Raw genomic sequence first — 16,912 nt, 5'->3', positions numbered from 1 at the left:
TCTGGCGCAAAGTAGCGCCGCCGGGGCGCTTTTATGCTGGCAGTCTGACCATCGAACCCGGCGGGGACAGCATGCGCGATGCACGGCACGTCGACACACAGCTATTTCAACCCGACATCCCGGTGCGGCTCGACATGCGCACGGCGGCGCTGGTCGAACATGCGCTGGCCTTGCAGGAAATGGCCGGCACGGGCGCCGCCGCCCTGTTCCTGCACTGCCACGACGTGCCGCTGCCCACCGCCTTGCGCGTGCTGACGACGGGACCGCGCCGCAAGCCGGCCGGGCCGCACCTGTTTGCCCGCCTGCGTCCACGCACGGCTGCCCTGGCGCAAGGCGCACCGCTACCGGCGCGCTGACGAATCCTGTACCATCGCCGCAACCTATCCAATGAGGCACGGCGATGCAGGCAGCGACACCCCACGATTCCTATGCGGCACTGATGGACCTGATCAAGGCGCGCCATGCGGCACTGAGCCCGCAATTCCAGGCTGGCGCGCGCTACCTGGCCGACCATCCTGACGAAGTGGCCGTGTCGTCGATGCGCAGCATCGCCGCGCGCGCGCAAGTGCAATCGGCCGCCCTCGTGCGCCTGGCGCAACAGCTGGGCTTTGCCGGCTGGCCGGAACTGAAAGCCATCTTCGTCGAACGCCTGCGCGCGGGGCCAAGCGGCTATGCGGCAAAGGCCGGCGCGCTGGCTGGCAAAGAGGGAAAAGAGCGCGACCTGGTCACCGAAGTGTTCACGGCGCAGCAGCGCAATCTGGCCGCCACGGAAAGCGCCAACCACGCCGCCCTGGATGCGGCCGCCGGCCTGCTGCAGGCGGCGCCCCGCGTGCACGTGGCCGGCTTTCGCGCCGCCCACCCGATCGCCTACACCCTGCACTATCTGTACCGCTTGCTGCGCCCCAGCGTGCAGCTGCTGAGCGGCCAGGGCGGCACGCTGGAGATGGACTTGCGCGCCCTGCAGGCGAACGAAGCCGTCGTCGTCATCAGCTTCGCGCCGTATTCGAGCGAAGCGCTGCTGGTAGCGCAGGCGGCGCGCCAGGCCGGCTGCCAGGTGGTCGCCATCAGCGACAGCGCCATGTCGCCGCTGGCCCTGCAGGCCGACGCCAGCATCGTCATCGCCGTCGACAGCCCGTCGTTCTTTCCCTCCATCGTGGCCGGCGTCGCGGCCGTGGAAAGCCTGGTGGAATTGCTGGTGGCGCGCGCGGGGCCCGATGCCGTTACGGCCATCGGCGCGGCGGAAAGCCAGTTGCGGGCGCTGGGCGCCTACGCAAAAACATCAAATGATGTAAATTAGAAAAAAATACATCGAACGTTGCAATACGGTGCAACGCAGCCTATAATCGGCCATCTCCCTTGCCGATAAGAAAGCGATGCCATGAGCCACGTCTTCCACCGCAGCTTGACCGCCAGCTATCCTGTCGCCACGGGCGGCGATGGCCCTTACCTGATCGATGCGGATGGCAAGCGCTACCTGGACGCCTGCGGTGGCGCGGCCGTCTCTTGCCTCGGCCATTCCGATGCGGCCGTCATCGCCGCCGTGCAGCAGCAGGTTGCCAAGATGGCGTACGCGCACAGCTCGTTTTTCACCAGCGAGCCGATGGAGCAGCTGGCCGATTTCCTCGTCGCCCGCGCGCCTGCCGGTATCGACAGCGTATATTTCGTCTCTGGCGGTTCGGAAGCGGTGGAAAGCGCGCTCAAGATGGCGCGCCAGTATTTTGTCGAGCGGGACCAGCCGCAGCGCCGCCACGTCATCGCGCGCCGCCAGAGCTACCATGGCAACACCCTGGGTGCGCTGGCCACGGGTGGCAATGCCTGGCGCCGCCAGCAGTTCGAGCCGTTGCTGATAGGCGTCACCCACGTGTCGCCCTGCTACGCCTGGCGCGACCAGCAAGCGCATGAAACGGACGGCGACTACGTGGCGCGCCTGGGCCAGGAGCTGGAAGACCATATCGCCGCACTGGGCGCGGACAACGTCATGGCCTTCATCGCCGAACCCGTCGTCGGCGCCACGGCCGGCGCCCTGCCCGCCGTCGCCGGCTATTTTGCGCGCATGCGCGCCATCTGCCAGCGCCACGGCATCCTGTTGATCCTCGACGAAGTCATGTGCGGCATGGGGCGCACGGGCAGCCTGTTCGCCTGCGAGCAGGAAGGCATCACGGCTGACCTGATCTGCATCGCCAAGGGCCTCGGTGCCGGCTACCAGCCCATCGGCGCCGTGATGGTATCGAAGGATATCCGCAACACGATCCGCGCCGGCACGGGCTTTTTTCAGCACGGCCACACGTATATCGGCCACGCCACGGCCTGCGCCGCCGCCCTGGCCGTGCAGCGGCAGATCGAGGAACGCGATTTGCTGGCCAACGTGCGCGCCATGGGCGACTTGCTGCAGGAGCGGCTGCAGGCGCGTTTCGACGGCCATGCGCACGTGGGCGACATCCGCGGCCGCGGCCTGTTCCTGGGCCTGGAACTGGTGCAGGACCGCGCCAGCAAGCAGCCGTTCGACCCGGCCAGCCGCCTGCACGCGCGCATCAAGGCGCACGCCATGCAAAACGGACTGATGTGCTACCCCATGGGCGGCACCATCGATGGCCTGCATGGCGACCACATCCTGCTGGCGCCCCCCTACATCATCGACACCAGCCACGTCGATGAAATTGTCGACAAGCTGGGCGCGGCCATCGACGCCTGCGTCGTCTAACCCCGCCCGCTGTTGCCCACGGTGGACATCAGGCTGGCACCGCAGCTGGTCTTGTGACCCTCGAAGGCCACGGGCACGCCATCGATCAGCACCTGCGGATCGCCCTCGGCGATCACGCAGCGCACATGGCCCTTGATCGGGCACACGCAAGGGTCGCCCTTGCGCGCCACGGCCACGCCCAGTACCGTACTGTTCGGCGCCGCGCCCACCACCTTGCCGCCATGGCTGGTGGGGTCGTTCAAGCGGATCACGCCACGCATACTGCCTCCTGTTCCTGTCCAGCGCATACCGCGGCACCGGTCCATACGGTGCCGCTCCCGTTTGCATTATCGGGCGCTACGCAACAGTCGTCATTGCGTTCGAGCACATTGACGGCTTGCCCGCCGCCGACATGACAATCGCCGTCAATGGCAGCTTTTGTTCACTCCTTGTCAATATTAATTGACTTATTCGAAACAATCGTTTTAAATCAGGAAGTTACTCAAAATCAATCATCTTGAGGATTCAAACATCGCATTACCCCTTTTCGATGCTTGACGCCCACGTTGATGCACTCTGAAGCCAAGGTATATGGAACTGCTCGACTCCCTGCGTCAGACCCCACCGCAAGACGACACGATCAGCGGGCACTATGAAGTGCGCCGCTTGCTGGGCGAAGGCGGTTTCGGCCATGTATTCGAAGCCTGGGATGCCAAGCTGTGCCGCAGCGTGGCGCTCAAGCGCCTGAAACCGCAAGCCGACGTGCTGCATCCGGAAAAACTCATCAATGAAGCGCGCCTGGCCGCCTCGCTCAAGCATGCGGCCTTCGTGCGCATCTTTGCCATCGAGGGCCAGGGCACGAGCCAGTCCATCGTCATGGAACTGGTCGAAGGCCAGACCCTGGGCCAGTTCATGCACAGCGGCAAGGCTGACCTGCAAGCGGCGCTCGACATCGCCTACCAGATCGCCGACGCCATGGACGAGGCGCACGCCATGGATCTCGTGCACGGCGACCTGAAACCATCGAACCTGATGCTGGAAGCGGATGGCAAGGTGCGCATCCTCGACTTCGGCCTGGCCCGCCACATCGACCCGCAAGCAACGCAAACGACCACCCTGTGCGACTTGCAGGGCACGATCGCCTACATGGCGCCCGAGCGCCTGATGGGCCGCCTGCCCGACACGCGCGGCGACGTCTATGCGCTGGGCGCCATGCTGTACGAACTGCTGGCCGGCCAGCGCCACTTCGCCCACCTGAACGGCCTGGCCCTGGCCGCCGCCCACATGCAGGCGACGGAAGCCTGGCCCGACCTGCCCGACTCCGTCCCGCCCACCATCAACGCCCTCGTGCGCGCGATGACGGCGCACGACCCGGCGGAACGGCCACGCACCATGCGCGATGTGCGCGAAGCGATTGGCGCGCAGCGCGGGGAACCGCTCACCATGGCCACGCCCCTTGCCGACGAGACGCCTGCAAAAGAAGAACCGCCCGCCAGCGTCTCCATCCGCCTGCCCCTGCCACGCAAGCGCACCCTGAAATGGGGCGCGGGCGTGGCGCTGCTGGCGGTACTGGCGGGATGGCAGCTGCCCAATATCGTTCCTACCGTCAAATCGTTCGTCACAGGCGAAAAGGCGCCCGCGCCATATTCGGAAATGGCCAGCATGGCGGCGGGGATGGAGGCGTTGCGGGTGTTTGATCGCGATACGAGCCAGGCGAAAGCCATCGAGCAATTCACCACTGTGCTGACGCACAATCCGAAGAGTGCGGCAGCGGCGGCAGGCCTATCCCTGGCATATAGCCAGCGCTACGTGGGCAATGGCCGAGACGAAACCTGGCTGCAGCGTGCCGATGCCAGTGCCCAGCAGGCATTGGTGGAGGATAACCAACTTGCGCTGGCTCATGTCGCGCAAGCTTGGGTGCAGGAACTGAAGGGACAGTCCGAGGCATCCCTGAAAAGTACCGCTGCAGCATTGAACCTGGATCCACAAAATCTGCTGGCGCACATGGGCAAGATACGCGTGCTGATGAATGTGCAAAAATTTGATCTGGCACAATCCGTCATCGACAAGGCACAACTTATCTACCCGCACGAACGTCTGTTTCACATCATGCAGGGTATGCTGCACTTTCGCCAGTCCGCCTACACCCATGCGGAAAAGTCGTTCCGCAGGGCTATCGAGCTTGATCCGCAATCATCGAACGCCTATGCCTACCTGAATGCCACCCTCCTGCGGCTGGACCGCAACGATGAAGCCTTGCGCGTTCTGCAGCAGGGCTTGCAAATCCAGCCACACTGGGAGCTGTACAACAATCTGGGCGCCTCGCTGTTCGCCAAGGCCGACTACCTGGGTGCGGTGGAAGCGTTCAAGAATGCCGTGTCCTCCAGCAAGGGCAGCCCGAACACCTATTTACTGTGGGCTAACCTGGCCGACGCGCAACGCTGGATTCCAGCCCAGGCCGCTGCATCGACGGATTCCTACCGCCGCGCCATAGCACTGTTGACACCCATTTTGCAGCGCCGGAAGGATAACGCGATCATCCATTCGCGCATGGCGCTGTACCGTGCCTACGTAGGAGAGGCAAAGGAAGCGCAGGCACGGCTCAAACAGGCGCTGGAATTGTCCGGCGAAGTGGCAGACGTACAGTTCCGTGCCGCCCTGACTCATGAGCTGATCGGCAATCACGACGAGGCGCTGGCGGCGCTACAACAAGCGGCCAAACTCGGCTACCCCGTCAATCTGATCGAGACTGCACCCGATCTGTTGAACCTCAGGCGAGATGCTCGCTACCAGCAGTTTATTATTAACCTCAAAAGAGATCGTAAAACATGACGCCTGTAAGCCCTTGGATGAAACTATCCGTACATTTTGATGCAGACCAGACCAGCAGCGAGTTGGACTACAAATTTATCTCTTGCGATGGTACCGCGGACCCACGCCACGGCGAATATATGGGCGGTGTGCACTTTCAGCCAGGACAGCATGTCTACCTGGATGTCAATTGCTGCGGCTCCAAGAAAAGCGGCTTCACCTCATTCCAGATCGTTGATTGCTGCATCGTCACCATTCCGCAACTGACGCAGATTGGCCCAAATGTGCCGACCGTTTACTCGCCCCCCTCGCCATTCCTGCAAGCCATAGGCGCCGCCTATCCACTGCAACTGGATTTCGAGTCGCACCTGCTGCCGCCAGACCCTGAACTGCCGGACCTGCGCCGCATTCGCCAGGAATGGAAGCATACGCTGGACGTAGGTCATACAAAAGGCCGCTGGGAATTATCCTTTGTCATTACCGTGCGCATCTTGCGCGGTGAAGGCGTGCAACCGGAACTGCGCGTCTTGGCCTTCGATCCGGAAAGCTCAGTCGGCGGCTCGATCGACATGTAACAGCTGACGCGTGGCGCAAGCGCCGCGCGGACAGCGCCGACCCACTCCACACTCCAAGCCGCGCCACCTCCACCGGCGCGGCTTTTTCACACCCACACGCAATACGCCGCCCCGCCCGCCGAAAGCGGTAAAATGACGGCCTTGAACCCAAGCTCCGCCCCCTGGCGCGGCCTTGACTGCACACAGCACCACACACAGCCCGGCAGGCACGCCTTTTCCTGCCGCCGGACCAACGACAAAGAACACATGACCACCGTCCCAAAAGAAATCAACGCCGCCGCGGCAAAGAAAAATTCGGCTGAAAAGCTTACTCCGATGATGCAGCAATATTTAGGCATCAAGGAAAACCACCCGACGATGCTGGTCTTCTACCGCATGGGTGATTTCTACGAGCTGTTTTTCGAGGATGCGGAAAAAGCCTCGCGCCTGCTGGGCATTACCTTGACGGCGCGCGGCGTGGCCAGTGGCAACCCGATCAAGATGTGCGGCGTGCCGTTTCATTCGCTCGATGGCTACCTGGCCAAGCTGGTCAAGCTGGGCGAGTCGGTGGCCATTTGCGAACAGATCGGCGACCCGGCCACCAGCAAGGGTCCCGTCGAGCGCAAGGTCATGCGCGTGGTCACGCCCGGCACCTTGACGGATGCGGACTTGCTGCCAGAGAAAGCCGAGCGCCCGCTGCTGGCCATGTGCAGCATCACGCAGCGCAAGACGGTGACGACGGGTCTGGCCTGGCTGTCGCTGGCCAGCGGCGCCTTGAAGCTGATGGAGTTTTCCGGCGACAGCAGCACCGTGGCCGTACGCTTGCAGCAGGAGCTCGAGCGCATCGTGCCGGCTGAAATTCTCAGCGGCGACAATGGCAACCTGTTCGATGACTACGCGGGCACGCACATCAACCGCGTGCCGGACTGGCATTTCGACGTGGTCGGCGGCCACAAGGCCCTGCTGGATCAATTGGGCGTGGCGACCTTGACGGGTTTTGGCGCCGATGGCCTCGGCGCCGCGTTCGGCGCGGCCGGCGCCCTGCTGCGCTATGCGCAATCGACGCAGGGACGCGGCTTGCAGCACGTGCGCTCATTGACGACGGAAACGGAAAGCGAATTCATCGGACTGGACGCGGCCACGCGGCGCAACCTGGAGTTGACGGAAACCATCCGCGGCCAGGAATCGCCTACGCTGTTCTCTCTGCTCGACCATTGCCGCACGGCCATGGGTTCGCGCATGCTACGCCATTGGCTGCACCATGCGCGGCGCGACCAGAACGTGGCGCGCGCGCGCCATGAAGCCATCGCCGCGCTGGCGCAAAGCGAAGCGGCGGGACCGCTCGCCGCCACCCTGGCGCAAGTACCCGATATCGAACGCATCACCACGCGCATCGCGCTGCTGTCGGCGCGTCCGCGCGATCTGGCAGCCCTGCGCGACGGCCTGCTGCAACTGCCGGCCCTGCGCGGCGACGTCGTCCGTTGTTATGGTCCTGGCCAGGGCGGCGAAACCGGCTTGCTGGCCGCCATCCACGCGGCGCTGGCCACACCAACGGCCTGCCTGGACTTGCTGGTGCGCGCCGTGGCGCAGGAACCGGCCGCTATGGTGCGCGACGGCGGCGTGTTTGCCACCGGCTTCGACGCCGAACTGGACGAATTGCGCGCCCTGTCGGAAAACGCGGGCCAGTTCCTGCTCGACCTGGAAACGCGCGAACGGGCGCGCACGGGCATCGCCAATTTGCGCGTGGAATACAACAAGGTGCACGGCTTCTATATTGAAGTCACGCACGGCCAGACGGACAAGGTGCCGGACGACTACCGCCGCCGCCAGACCCTGAAGAACGCCGAACGCTACATCACGCCGGAATTGAAGGTGTTCGAAGACAAGGCCCTGTCGGCGCAAGACAAGGCGCTGGTGCGCGAAAAGATGCTGTACGACCTGCTGCTGGCCGACCTGGCGCCGCACATCGGCACCCTGCAGACCATTTCGCAGGGCCTGGCCCAGCTCGACACCCTGAACGCGCTGACGGAACATGCGCAGCAGCACAACTGGGCCGCGCCGCAACTGGTCGACGAGCCGTGTATCAACATCGTCGAAGGCCGCCACCCCGTGGTGGAAAAGCAGATCGAACGCTTCATCGCCAACGACTGCCGCTTCGTCAACGAACGCCGTTTGCTGTTGATTACCGGTCCGAACATGGGCGGTAAATCGACCTTCATGCGCCAGGTGGCCCTGATCACCTTGCTGGCCTACGTGGGCAGCTACGTGCCGGCCGCGTCCGCCACCATCGGCCCCATCGACCGCATCTTCACGCGCATCGGCGCCACCGACGACCTGGCGGGCGGACGCTCGACCTTCATGGTGGAAATGACGGAATCGGCAGCGATCCTCAACGGCGCCACCGAGCACTCGCTGGTGCTGATGGATGAAGTGGGCCGAGGCACCTCGACCTTCGACGGCCTGGCCCTGGCGTGGGCCATCGCCCGCCATCTGATCGATACCAGCCGCAGTTTCACCCTGTTTGCCACGCATTACTTTGAGCTGACGCAATTGCCGGACAGCCACCCGAGCGCCGCCAACGTGCATTTGTCCGCCGTCGAACACAAGGACAGCATCGTCTTCCTGCACGCCGTGCAAGCCGGTCCCGCTTCGCAAAGCTATGGCTTGCAGGTGGCGCAGCTGGCTGGCGTGCCGCAGCCCGTGATCAAGGCTGCGCGCAAGCATCTGGCGCGCCTGGAAGCGCAGGCGCTCGACGCCACGCCGCAACGCGACCTGTTCGCCGCGCCGGCAACCGATCCATATGCGCAAGAGGAAGAAGAGGAAGCGGCGCCGCTGGCCGCGCTGAATGCGGCGCAGCAAGCCTTGCTCGACGCCATCGCCGACCTCGATCCCGATGCGCTCACGCCGCGCGATGCGCTGGAGCAGTTGTACCAGTTGAAACGGCTGGCCGCCGCATGACCTGCCGGCGCGGCACGATACGCCTGCTGGCTGCCGGCTTGCTGGCTGCCAGCCTGCCATGGCAAGCGGCGCTGGCCGCCCAAAGCGATCAGGCCGGCTTCGAGTTTGCCGTGCTGGGCCATTCCTTCAACGCGGGGCCGGACGATGGTCCCCTGAAAAAAGCCATCGCCGACACCAGCGCCTTCAATGCGTCGTTCGTCGTGGCCACCGGCATCAAGGCCGCCAGTGAGTCGTGCAGCGACAAGCTGTATGGCCAGCGCAAGGATTTGCTGGACGCCAGCGGCCCGCCGCTGATCGTCTCGCTGTCGGCCAGCGACTGGGCCAACTGCCGCAATTCGCGCGGCAGGGTCAACGCCATCGAGCGCCTGAACCGACTGCGCGACGTGTATTTTGCCGACGACCAGAGCCTGGGCCAGCGCAAGCTGACCCTGTCGCGATTATCATCGACGGCGAAGTTCCGCAGCTATGCGGAAAATGCCCACTGGGAATACGGCGGCGTGCTGTTTGCCACCGTCAACCTGCCCGCGAATAACAACCATTTCCTACCGGAAGCGGGACGCAACAGCGAATTCGAAGACCGCCTGGTCGCCAACCGTTCCTGGCTGCAGCGCCTGTTCGCCATGGCGCAGCGCAAGCAGCTCGACGGCATCGTGCTGTTTTCCGATGGCGACGTGGGCGCGCTCGATGAAGACGACAATTCGCTGCTGCCCAGCTTCAGCTCGAAACAGGACGGCTTTGCCGGACCGCGCAAACAGATCCGCACCCTGGCGAAGAAATTCAGTGGCAAGGTCTTATTGGTCGATACGCAGCGCGATGGCGACGCGGACGGCAAGGAAGGCAAGAGTAAAAAGGCCGCAGCCAGGGCAGGCGGGCCGAAGATCAGCTGGAAAGGCAACCTGGGCCACGTCAGCATCGACAACGACTGGTCCGCCATCGCCGTGCGGCCCGGCAAGACGCCATTCTTTGAGGTGCGTCAACGCGCTACCCGCCCATCGGCGCAGGCGCGCGCCAAGGCGTCGACTGTGCGCCGTTAGTAACAGCGCACAAACGAACAGGCCGGCATAGAGCCGGCCTGGAACAAGCAGTATTAATGAATCGGATGCGTACGGAAGTGGTCGCCCTCTTCGCCTTCGCCTTCATCATCTTCATCGCCATGGTCATGGCCGTGTGCGCCATGCACGTGGCCATGGGCGATTTCTTCTTCGGTGGCTTCGCGCACGTCAGCGACGGTCAGCGAGAAGCGCAGCGCGATGCCGGCCAGAGGATGGTTACCATCCAGCACGACCTTGTCGTCGGCGATGTCGGTGACCGTGAAGATCATCGCTTCTTCGTCCGGCGAGTCGCTTTCCGGCATGCCTTCGAACTGCATGCCCACTTCCAGCGGCTCAGGCAGGCGATTGCGCGGCTCGACCTTCACCAGGGCTGGATCGTATTCACCGAAAGCATCATCCGGTTCGATCTGGATCGTGTTGGAATAGCCAACTTCCTTGCCGTCGAGCTCTTCTTCGATCTTTGGCAGGGTGTTTTCATAATCACCGTGCAGGTAGACCATCGGCTGGCGGCCGTCTTCGATCAGATTGTCTTGCGCGTCTGACAGTTTGTAGTTGACAGTCACGACCGTATTTTTGGCAATCTTCATTATGCTTCCTTTCATTGTATAAGCTGGCAAATTATACCTTCACGCCGCCAACGGCAGGCGCATTCCTGCATTTCCGGTTGTTATAATGGGCGCATGAAAACATTAACTCTCCTCGGCGATATCACGCCGGCGCAATTCCTGCGCGACTACTGGCATAAAAAACCCTTGTTGATCCGTCAAGCCGTGCCTGGCTTCAAGGCGCTGTTCGATTTCAAGGCCCTGGCCGAGCTGGCTACCCTCGATCACGTCGAATCGCGCCTGGTCAGCCATGCGGATGGCCACTGGAACATGCAGCAAGGCCCGCTGACCAGCGTGCCTTCGCTGAAACAGAAGGAATGGACCCTGCTGGTGCAGGGCGCCAACCTGCACAGCGCCAAGGCCGACGCCCTGCTGCGCCAGTTCCGTTTCCTGCCGGACGCGCGCCTGGACGACCTGATGGTCAGCTTTGCCACCGATGGCGGCGGCGTGGGCCCGCATTTCGATTCCTATGACGTGTTCCTGCTGCAAGGCCAGGGCAAGCGCCACTGGCGCATCGGCGCGCAGAAAGACTTGAGCCTGATCGACGGCTTGCCGCTGAAAATCCTCAGCAACTTCACGCCCGACGAAGAATTCACGCTGGAACCGGGCGACATGCTGTATTTGCCGCCCCACTACGCGCACGACGGCGTGGCCATTGGCGATTGCCAGACGTATTCGATCGGCTTCCGCTCGCCGACGTTTCAGGAACTGGGCGAAGCTTTCCTGCAATTCATGGCCGACTCGATCGACTTGCCGGGCATCTATAGCGATCCGGACCTGAAAGCGTCGGGCAAACCGGCGGAAATCCCCCGTGAAATGCTCAGCACCATCGCGGAAGAAATGAACAAGGTGCGCTTCACGGAAGAGGACGTGACCATTTTCCTCGGTGAACACCTGTCGGAACCGAAACACAATGTATTTTTCACGCCGCTGTCCAAGCCGCTGACGGTGGGCCGCTTCGCGGACGCCGCACAGAAAAAGGGGGTAGTGTTGTCGCGCAAGACGCTGATGCTGTATCGTGGCAAGAATGTCTTCATCAATGGCGAATCGTTTGCCATTGGCAAGGCCGATAAAACGGCCCTGGAAACCCTGGCCAACGAACGCGCGCTCGATGGCGCCGCCGTGGCCCAGGCTTCCGATGACGTGATGGATGCCTTATATACGTGGTATCAGGATGGCTGGATCGAACTGGCTTGAATGGGTGCGGCGTAGCAAAGTGGTATTACAGTAGGTAAAATAACAGCATCTGCGTTAGCGCAATAAAAACATATTATTTTTATATCGTTTTGTCGCGCTTTCGCAAATCGCTTACACTTGCTTGCAATTTGCTTCGGCAAATATTGCGATATCACAAAATAGTTGCGAATTTGCCTCTTGCTCCTATTGCGACGCACCAAAAATCGCTATAATATTCGGTTAGGAAGTTTCCGTTGTCTGGCAGGCACCACCTGGTACGAAAAGCCTTCGAAGACGACCTAACGAGCGATAATTACCGGTAATTATTCATCGCAACAATATTGATTTATTTTTTGAAATAATTAAGGAAAACAAATGAAAAAATCCCTGCTGATCGCCTCCCTGATGGTTGTTGCTCTGGCTGCTTGCAGCAAAAAAGAAGAAGCTCCTGCACCAGCACCAGTAGTTGAAACCCCAGCACCAGCACCAGCAGTTGAAGCTGCTCCAGCTGCTGCTGCTGACGCTGCTGCTTCGGCCGCTACCGACGCTGCTGCTGCTGCTTCGGCTGCCGCTTCGGCCGCTACCGACGCTGCTTCGGCTGCTTCGGCTGCTGCATCGGCTGCTAAGTAATTTAGCACCCTGCACTAGGAAAAGCCGACCCTCGGGTCGGCTTTTTTGCGTCCGGCGTTTTGTCCGCAAGATATGACGCCGGACGCAGGCAATAAAAAAGGCTGACCCGGTTTGCACCGGGCCAGCCTTTTTAATGCGCGGCAGGTTTTCAAACCTGCTGCTGTCACAGCACTTATTTCAACTGCTCGTTCAGCAGGCCCAGGATCTTCTCGGCCACTGGCGAGACATCCGGCTGGCCTTCGTTGCTGAGGATGCTGACCAGGCTGGTCGAGCCATTGCCGGCCTTGACGAGGACGCGGTAGCGCTGCGCTTCCTTGTCCTTGTCCGAGGACGAACCCCAGCTGAACAGTTTCGAGAAGAAACCATCTTTCTTGACCGCGTCCGGATCGACGTAACGCACGAAATACGTGCCTTGCGTGCGGTCGCGGTCTTCCACGGTGAAGCCCACGCGGTCCAGCGCCAGGCCGACACGGCGCCAGGCGCGGTCGAAACCTTCATCGACTTCGATGGCGCGCGCCGGCGTGGCGGCGTCGCCCACCAGCTTGGCGTGCAGCGGCTGCACGATGGCGCCGTCGACAGCCGTCTTCGCTTGCGCTTCGTCGCTGGCTGCGCCCAGGCGCGTCATCAGCTTGGCCAGGAATTGCGCTTCCAGGCCAGGATCGTTGGGACGCGCGGTCCAGGTGGTAGTTTCCTTGTCGCGGCCCGTGACGACCTCTTCCACGCCACGGTGGCTGATGTAGATCTCGGTCGAGCCATCGGCCAGACGCTCCACACGGGTGCGGAACTTGTCTTTTTCACCGGTCGAGTACATCGAATCGAAAGCCTTGCCGATGGTATTGCGGATAAAGTCTTGCGGCAGCTTGGCGCGGTTCTCGTTCCACTCGGTTTCCATGATGCCAGCCGTTGGCTGGTCGATGGCGACGGTAAAGCCCGAATCTTCCCAGAATTGCTTGAGTTGCGGCCACAGCACTTCAGGCGATTGCTTGACGACCAGCCAGCGCTGGTTGCCCGCGCGCTCGACCTTCACGCCACCCGCCGTGACGGGCACGACACCGACCACGCCGTCGGCGCCCACGATGACGGGCGCGCCGGCCGTGGCGTTGCGCTGCGCGTTATAGCCGGAAGCCGTGGCCACGCCGTTTTTCGAATCCGGCAAGGAGTAACGGTTGTCCTGCTGCAATTGCGTCAGGTCAGGCGGCACGTCCAGGGTGCTGGCTTTCTTGACCGACTTGTAGTCGACCTTGTCGCCGCCGACTACCGAACTGATCATGCCGCAGCCCGCGAGGCTGGCTGCGACGGCGCCGATGACGATGCCGCGGACGGCGATGGTGGCAGGCGCCGATTGGGTTTTCTTGCAATTAGTCATGTCGTAACTGGATAAGAAGCTAAGTAGCAGCTGGAATCAGGGAAGGTCCGGACTGGTCAAGTCCGGGCTTGAAGTTCGGCTTAAGACAGGATGCCCGCGTCGCGCAAGGCATCGCGCACGGTGGCATGGCAATTTTCAGCCAGTGGCACCAGTGGCAAGCGTATGCCAGCTGGCATCAGGCCCATTTCGGCCAGCGCCCATTTGACGGGCACCGGGTTGGGCTCGACAAACAATTTCTGGTGCAAAGGAAAAACCTTGTTATTGATGGCAATCGCCGTGGCGCGCTCGCCCGCCATGGCTGCCACGCACATGTCATGCATGGCGCGCGGCGCGACGTTGGCCGTCACGGAGATGTTGCCGTGGCCGCCGCAGAACATCAGCGCCATGGCCGTCGGATCGTCGCCCGAGTACACAGCGAAGTCCGCTGGAACCAGGCGCAGCAGGTCGATGCCGCGGCCGATATTGCCGGTCGCATCTTTCACGCCAACGATATTCGGGATGGCGGACAGGCGTACGATGGTTTCGTTGCTCATGTCGGCAACCGTGCGGCCCGGCACGTTGTACAGGATGACGGGGATGTCGACGGCTTCGGCGATGGCCTTGAAGTGCTGGTACATGCCTTCCTGGGTAGGACGGTTGTAGTACGGCACCACTTGCAAGACAGCATCGGCGCCCGCTTCTTTCGCATAGCGCGTCAGTTTGATCGCCTCGGCCGTGGAGTTGCCTCCGGCGCCGGCGATGATAGGAATGCGTCCCTTGGCATGTTCGACGGTCAACTGGATCAGTTCGCAGTGTTCTTCCACGCTGACTGTTGCCGATTCGCCCGTCGTGCCAACGATGACGATGCCGTCCGTACCCTCGGCGATATGCCAGTCGATCAGCTTGCGCAGACCTGGAAAGTCCAGACTGCCGTCTGCGTGCATCGGGGTGACGATTGCTACAATGCTGCCCTTGATCATAGTAAGTTTATAGCGCCGATAAATAAAACAACGATTGTAGCGGATAGCCCGCGCCTGTGGTGCATTCTGACATAGTATGGCCGCTCAAAACGTCGGCAGCAGGGCTGCCAACCGTGGAAAATCCGGCCGGACGGCGCAAATTCGTTGCACCAGAGCAGCTTTTGGCTGTTCCACGCGCCCATCCTCATACGCTACCACACGCAAGCCCTGCTGCACCGCCCAGGTCAGCATTTCGCCTTCCTTCAGCAGGAATTTCGGATTCGACGGCTTGCCGAACTGCTCATTACCCTCGGCAAACGTTTCATACAGGAGCACGCCATCGGGCGCCAGGCTGGCAATCATGGCGTCCAGCAGCGGCCGGTGCAGATAATTGGTGACGACGATGCCGGCAAAACGGCCGGGGGCGAACGGCCACACGGCGCCCGGCGTTTCCAGGTCCACCAGCGAGGTGGTGATGCCCGTGCCGGCCGCCTTTTCCAGCATTTCCGGATCATGGTCGAGCGCGATCACGGGGTGGCCCAGGCTCACCAGGTGGCGCGCATGGCGGCCGGCGCCGCAGGCCAGGTCCAGCACTTCGCCGCCCGGGACCAGGGGCGCCCAGCGGCGTACCCAACCGGAAATCGCTTCGGTTTCTATTGTTGGTTCAATTACTTGCATCGGTACTTCCATCAATTATTTGCGTACTTCCAGTTGAGGGCATCAAGTCAATAGCGCCGTCAGGGGCGTGACCAGGGTGACAAAAATGCCGATGACAAATTCGATCGCCGCCAGCAAGGCGCGGTTCAATACGCCCGTGTACATCAGCAGCACCAGGGCGCCAAACACATACAGGCTGTAGCGCTCGATGCTGGCGTAAGGACGCGCCAACTGCATCGGCAGCAAGCCCGTCATGATGCGTCCGCCATCGAGGGGTGGCACGGGTATCAGGTTAAAGACGAACATGGCCGCATTCACGCTGACGCCGGCGCCCGCCATCTTGCGGAAAAACATGCCCATTTCCGTCGGCGGCATAACGCTGAGCACGACAAAGGCGATCATCCAGCCGAAGCCCATGACGAAATTGGCGCCAGGCCCGGCAAACGCCACCCACGCCATCTGCTTCTTCGGATTGCGCAGGCGGCTGAAATCGACGGGCACCGGCTTGGCATAGCCGAACGGCACCTGGATCGTGAAATACAGCATCAAGGGCAGCAGGATCGTGCCGAAAGGATCGATATGCCGGATGGGATTGAGGCTCAGCCTGCCCTCGTTCGAGGCCGTGGGGTCGCCGAAATAGCGGGCCGCGTAGCCGTGCGCCGCCTCATGCAGGGAAATGGCAAACAGCACCGGCACCAGGTACACCGCAATGGTCTGGACTATCGTATTGAAATCGCTCATGACCGCGATTCTACCAGAGGCGTCCCAGGCACTTTCTTATGTTGCCATTAAAGATAGGTAAATTCGGCCCCCTGCGCCAGCCACTACAAACCCAGCACGGCCGGGTCGCCGCGTCCCACGCGCACCACCTCCGGCTCCGGCCCCGTCAGGTCGATCACGGTACTGGGGCCATGCGCGCAGACACCGCCATCGATGATCAGGTCGACCAGCTTTTCCAGCCGCTCGCGGATGGTGTCGGCATCCGTCAGGCTGTCTTCGTCGCCGGGCAGGGTCAGGGTGGCGCCCAGCAAGGGTTGGCCCAGCTCTTCCAGCAGGCATTGCACGATACGGTGTTGCGGCACGCGCAGGCCGATGGTCTTGCGCGAAGGATGGCTGAGGCGGCGCGGCACTTCCTTCGTCGCTTCCAGGATGAAGGTATAGGCGCCCGGCGTGGCCGCCTTGAGCAGGCGGAACTGGCGATTGTCCACGCGGGCGTACACGCCCAACTCGCTCAAGTCGCGGCACAGCAAGGTCAGATGGTGCTTTTCATCCACGCCACGAATGCGGCGCAGGCGCTCGACGGCGCCCTTGTCGTCGAGCTGGCACACCAGCGCGTAGCAGGAATCGGTCGGCAAGGCCACGACGCCGCCGGACTGGATGATCTGCGCCGCCTGCTTGATCAGGCGCAATTGCGGATTGTCAGGGTGAATATGAAAAAATTGACTCATGTTTAAGCGTTCTGGCGAACCAGCTTGTTAAGTTAGC

The 16,912-nt window shown here is 62.1% G+C and carries 16 protein-coding genes; 9 read left to right on the top strand and 7 right to left on the bottom strand.

What is annotated here, in order from left to right:
- Positions 1–71: 71 nt before the first annotated feature.
- The 3 genes from SJI03_RS20755 to SJI03_RS20745 all read left to right on the top strand — a co-directional run bounded on the left by SJI03_RS20755 (position 72) and on the right by SJI03_RS20745 (position 2,701).
- Positions 72–356 carry a hypothetical protein gene (locus SJI03_RS20755; protein ID WP_322428408.1) on the top strand — a complete coding sequence of 95 codons (285 nt, stop codon included), beginning with the start codon at positions 72–74 and terminating at the stop codon, positions 354–356.
- 44 nt (positions 357–400) lie between these two features.
- Complete coding sequence (locus SJI03_RS20750) at positions 401–1,297, top strand: MurR/RpiR family transcriptional regulator (RefSeq protein ID WP_322428407.1); 897 nt, start codon at positions 401–403, stop codon at positions 1,295–1,297.
- A gap of 81 nt (positions 1,298–1,378) precedes the next feature.
- Positions 1,379–2,701 carry an aspartate aminotransferase family protein gene (locus SJI03_RS20745; protein WP_322428406.1) on the top strand — a complete coding sequence of 441 codons (1,323 nt, stop codon included), beginning with the start codon at positions 1,379–1,381 and terminating at the stop codon, positions 2,699–2,701.
- Here SJI03_RS20745 and SJI03_RS20740 read toward each other — a convergent pair.
- A complete protein-coding gene (locus tag SJI03_RS20740) occupies positions 2,698–2,961 on the bottom strand; it encodes a PAAR domain-containing protein (protein ID WP_322428405.1) in 264 nt (87 codons plus the stop codon). The genes SJI03_RS20745 and SJI03_RS20740 overlap by 4 nt on opposite strands.
- A gap of 310 nt (positions 2,962–3,271) precedes the next feature.
- Between SJI03_RS20740 and SJI03_RS20735 the strand changes: the two genes are divergently transcribed.
- From SJI03_RS20735 to SJI03_RS20720, 4 genes are all read left to right on the top strand, one after another.
- Positions 3,272–5,512, top strand: coding sequence for a protein kinase domain-containing protein (locus tag SJI03_RS20735; RefSeq protein ID WP_322428404.1), 2,241 nt, complete (start codon positions 3,272–3,274; stop codon positions 5,510–5,512).
- A complete protein-coding gene (locus SJI03_RS20730; RefSeq protein ID WP_322428403.1) occupies positions 5,509–6,066 on the top strand; it encodes a hypothetical protein in 558 nt (185 codons plus the stop codon). The genes SJI03_RS20735 and SJI03_RS20730 overlap by 4 nt, the downstream gene beginning before the upstream one ends.
- Positions 6,067–6,312: 246 nt before the next feature.
- On the top strand, positions 6,313–9,003 hold the full coding sequence (gene mutS / locus SJI03_RS20725) for a DNA mismatch repair protein MutS (protein WP_322428402.1): 2,691 nt from the start codon (positions 6,313–6,315) through the stop codon (positions 9,001–9,003).
- Positions 9,000–10,037 carry a hypothetical protein gene (locus SJI03_RS20720; protein ID WP_322428401.1) on the top strand — a complete coding sequence of 346 codons (1,038 nt, stop codon included), beginning with the start codon at positions 9,000–9,002 and terminating at the stop codon, positions 10,035–10,037. Before mutS ends, SJI03_RS20720 begins: the two co-directional genes overlap by 4 nt.
- Positions 10,038–10,090: 53 nt before the next feature.
- On the opposite strand, the gene SJI03_RS20715 is transcribed toward SJI03_RS20720, so the two are convergent.
- Positions 10,091–10,642 (bottom strand): FKBP-type peptidyl-prolyl cis-trans isomerase, encoded by a 552-nt coding sequence (locus SJI03_RS20715; protein ID WP_099666953.1) that lies wholly within the window; start codon positions 10,640–10,642, stop codon positions 10,091–10,093.
- Between the two features lie 93 nt (positions 10,643–10,735).
- Between SJI03_RS20715 and SJI03_RS20710 the strand changes: the two genes are divergently transcribed.
- Complete coding sequence (locus SJI03_RS20710; RefSeq protein WP_322428400.1) at positions 10,736–11,857, top strand: cupin domain-containing protein; 1,122 nt, start codon at positions 10,736–10,738, stop codon at positions 11,855–11,857.
- A 354-nt stretch (positions 11,858–12,211) separates the two neighbouring features.
- The gene (locus SJI03_RS20705) at positions 12,212–12,466 is read left to right on the top strand and encodes a hypothetical protein (protein ID WP_034783358.1); all 255 of its coding nucleotides are present in this window, start codon (positions 12,212–12,214) and stop codon (positions 12,464–12,466) included.
- A gap of 172 nt (positions 12,467–12,638) precedes the next feature.
- Here the strand turns inward: SJI03_RS20705 and bamC are convergent, their stop codons facing one another.
- The 5 genes from bamC to SJI03_RS20680 form a co-directional block, all read right to left on the bottom strand.
- The gene (gene bamC / locus SJI03_RS20700) at positions 12,639–13,832 is read right to left on the bottom strand and encodes an outer membrane protein assembly factor BamC (protein ID WP_099379095.1); all 1,194 of its coding nucleotides are present in this window, start codon (positions 13,830–13,832) and stop codon (positions 12,639–12,641) included.
- 80 nt (positions 13,833–13,912) lie between these two features.
- Complete coding sequence (dapA, locus tag SJI03_RS20695) at positions 13,913–14,791, bottom strand: 4-hydroxy-tetrahydrodipicolinate synthase (protein ID WP_034783351.1); 879 nt, start codon at positions 14,789–14,791, stop codon at positions 13,913–13,915.
- Between the two features lie 84 nt (positions 14,792–14,875).
- Positions 14,876–15,448, bottom strand: coding sequence for a class I SAM-dependent methyltransferase (locus SJI03_RS20690; protein ID WP_322428399.1), 573 nt, complete (start codon positions 15,446–15,448; stop codon positions 14,876–14,878).
- 42 nt (positions 15,449–15,490) lie between these two features.
- On the bottom strand, positions 15,491–16,168 hold the full coding sequence (locus tag SJI03_RS20685; RefSeq protein WP_225242182.1) for a site-2 protease family protein: 678 nt from the start codon (positions 16,166–16,168) through the stop codon (positions 15,491–15,493).
- Between the two features lie 83 nt (positions 16,169–16,251).
- Positions 16,252–16,875 (bottom strand): L-threonylcarbamoyladenylate synthase, encoded by a 624-nt coding sequence (locus tag SJI03_RS20680; protein WP_035821164.1) that lies wholly within the window; start codon positions 16,873–16,875, stop codon positions 16,252–16,254.
- Positions 16,876–16,912: the final 37 nt, after the last annotated feature.

It is taken from the genome of Janthinobacterium sp. GMG1 (assembly GCF_034427795.1).
Taxonomy (GTDB): domain Bacteria; phylum Pseudomonadota; class Gammaproteobacteria; order Burkholderiales; family Burkholderiaceae_D; genus Janthinobacterium.
Note: the sequence above shows the minus strand (reverse complement) of the source record. Positions and strands in the feature narration are given on the sequence as shown.

Coding starts and splice junctions, on each gene's coding strand:
- SJI03_RS20680 (WP_035821164.1), bottom strand. CDS start 16,875: ATGAGTCAATTTTTTCATATTCACCCTGACAATCCGCAATTGCGCCTG.
- SJI03_RS20685 (WP_225242182.1), bottom strand. CDS start 16,168: ATGAGCGATTTCAATACGATAGTCCAGACCATTGCGGTGTACCTGGTG.
- SJI03_RS20735 (WP_322428404.1), top strand. CDS start 3,272: ATGGAACTGCTCGACTCCCTGCGTCAGACCCCACCGCAAGACGACACG.
- SJI03_RS20730 (WP_322428403.1), top strand. CDS start 5,509: ATGACGCCTGTAAGCCCTTGGATGAAACTATCCGTACATTTTGATGCA.
- SJI03_RS20750 (WP_322428407.1), top strand. CDS start 401: ATGCAGGCAGCGACACCCCACGATTCCTATGCGGCACTGATGGACCTG.
- SJI03_RS20690 (WP_322428399.1), bottom strand. CDS start 15,448: ATGCAAGTAATTGAACCAACAATAGAAACCGAAGCGATTTCCGGTTGG.
- SJI03_RS20705 (WP_034783358.1), top strand. CDS start 12,212: ATGAAAAAATCCCTGCTGATCGCCTCCCTGATGGTTGTTGCTCTGGCT.
- SJI03_RS20715 (WP_099666953.1), bottom strand. CDS start 10,642: ATGAAGATTGCCAAAAATACGGTCGTGACTGTCAACTACAAACTGTCA.
- SJI03_RS20720 (WP_322428401.1), top strand. CDS start 9,000: ATGACCTGCCGGCGCGGCACGATACGCCTGCTGGCTGCCGGCTTGCTG.
- SJI03_RS20740 (WP_322428405.1), bottom strand. CDS start 2,961: ATGCGTGGCGTGATCCGCTTGAACGACCCCACCAGCCATGGCGGCAAG.
- mutS (WP_322428402.1), top strand. CDS start 6,313: ATGACCACCGTCCCAAAAGAAATCAACGCCGCCGCGGCAAAGAAAAAT.
- bamC (WP_099379095.1), bottom strand. CDS start 13,832: ATGACTAATTGCAAGAAAACCCAATCGGCGCCTGCCACCATCGCCGTC.
- dapA (WP_034783351.1), bottom strand. CDS start 14,791: ATGATCAAGGGCAGCATTGTAGCAATCGTCACCCCGATGCACGCAGAC.
- SJI03_RS20745 (WP_322428406.1), top strand. CDS start 1,379: ATGAGCCACGTCTTCCACCGCAGCTTGACCGCCAGCTATCCTGTCGCC.
- SJI03_RS20755 (WP_322428408.1), top strand. CDS start 72: ATGCGCGATGCACGGCACGTCGACACACAGCTATTTCAACCCGACATC.
- SJI03_RS20710 (WP_322428400.1), top strand. CDS start 10,736: ATGAAAACATTAACTCTCCTCGGCGATATCACGCCGGCGCAATTCCTG.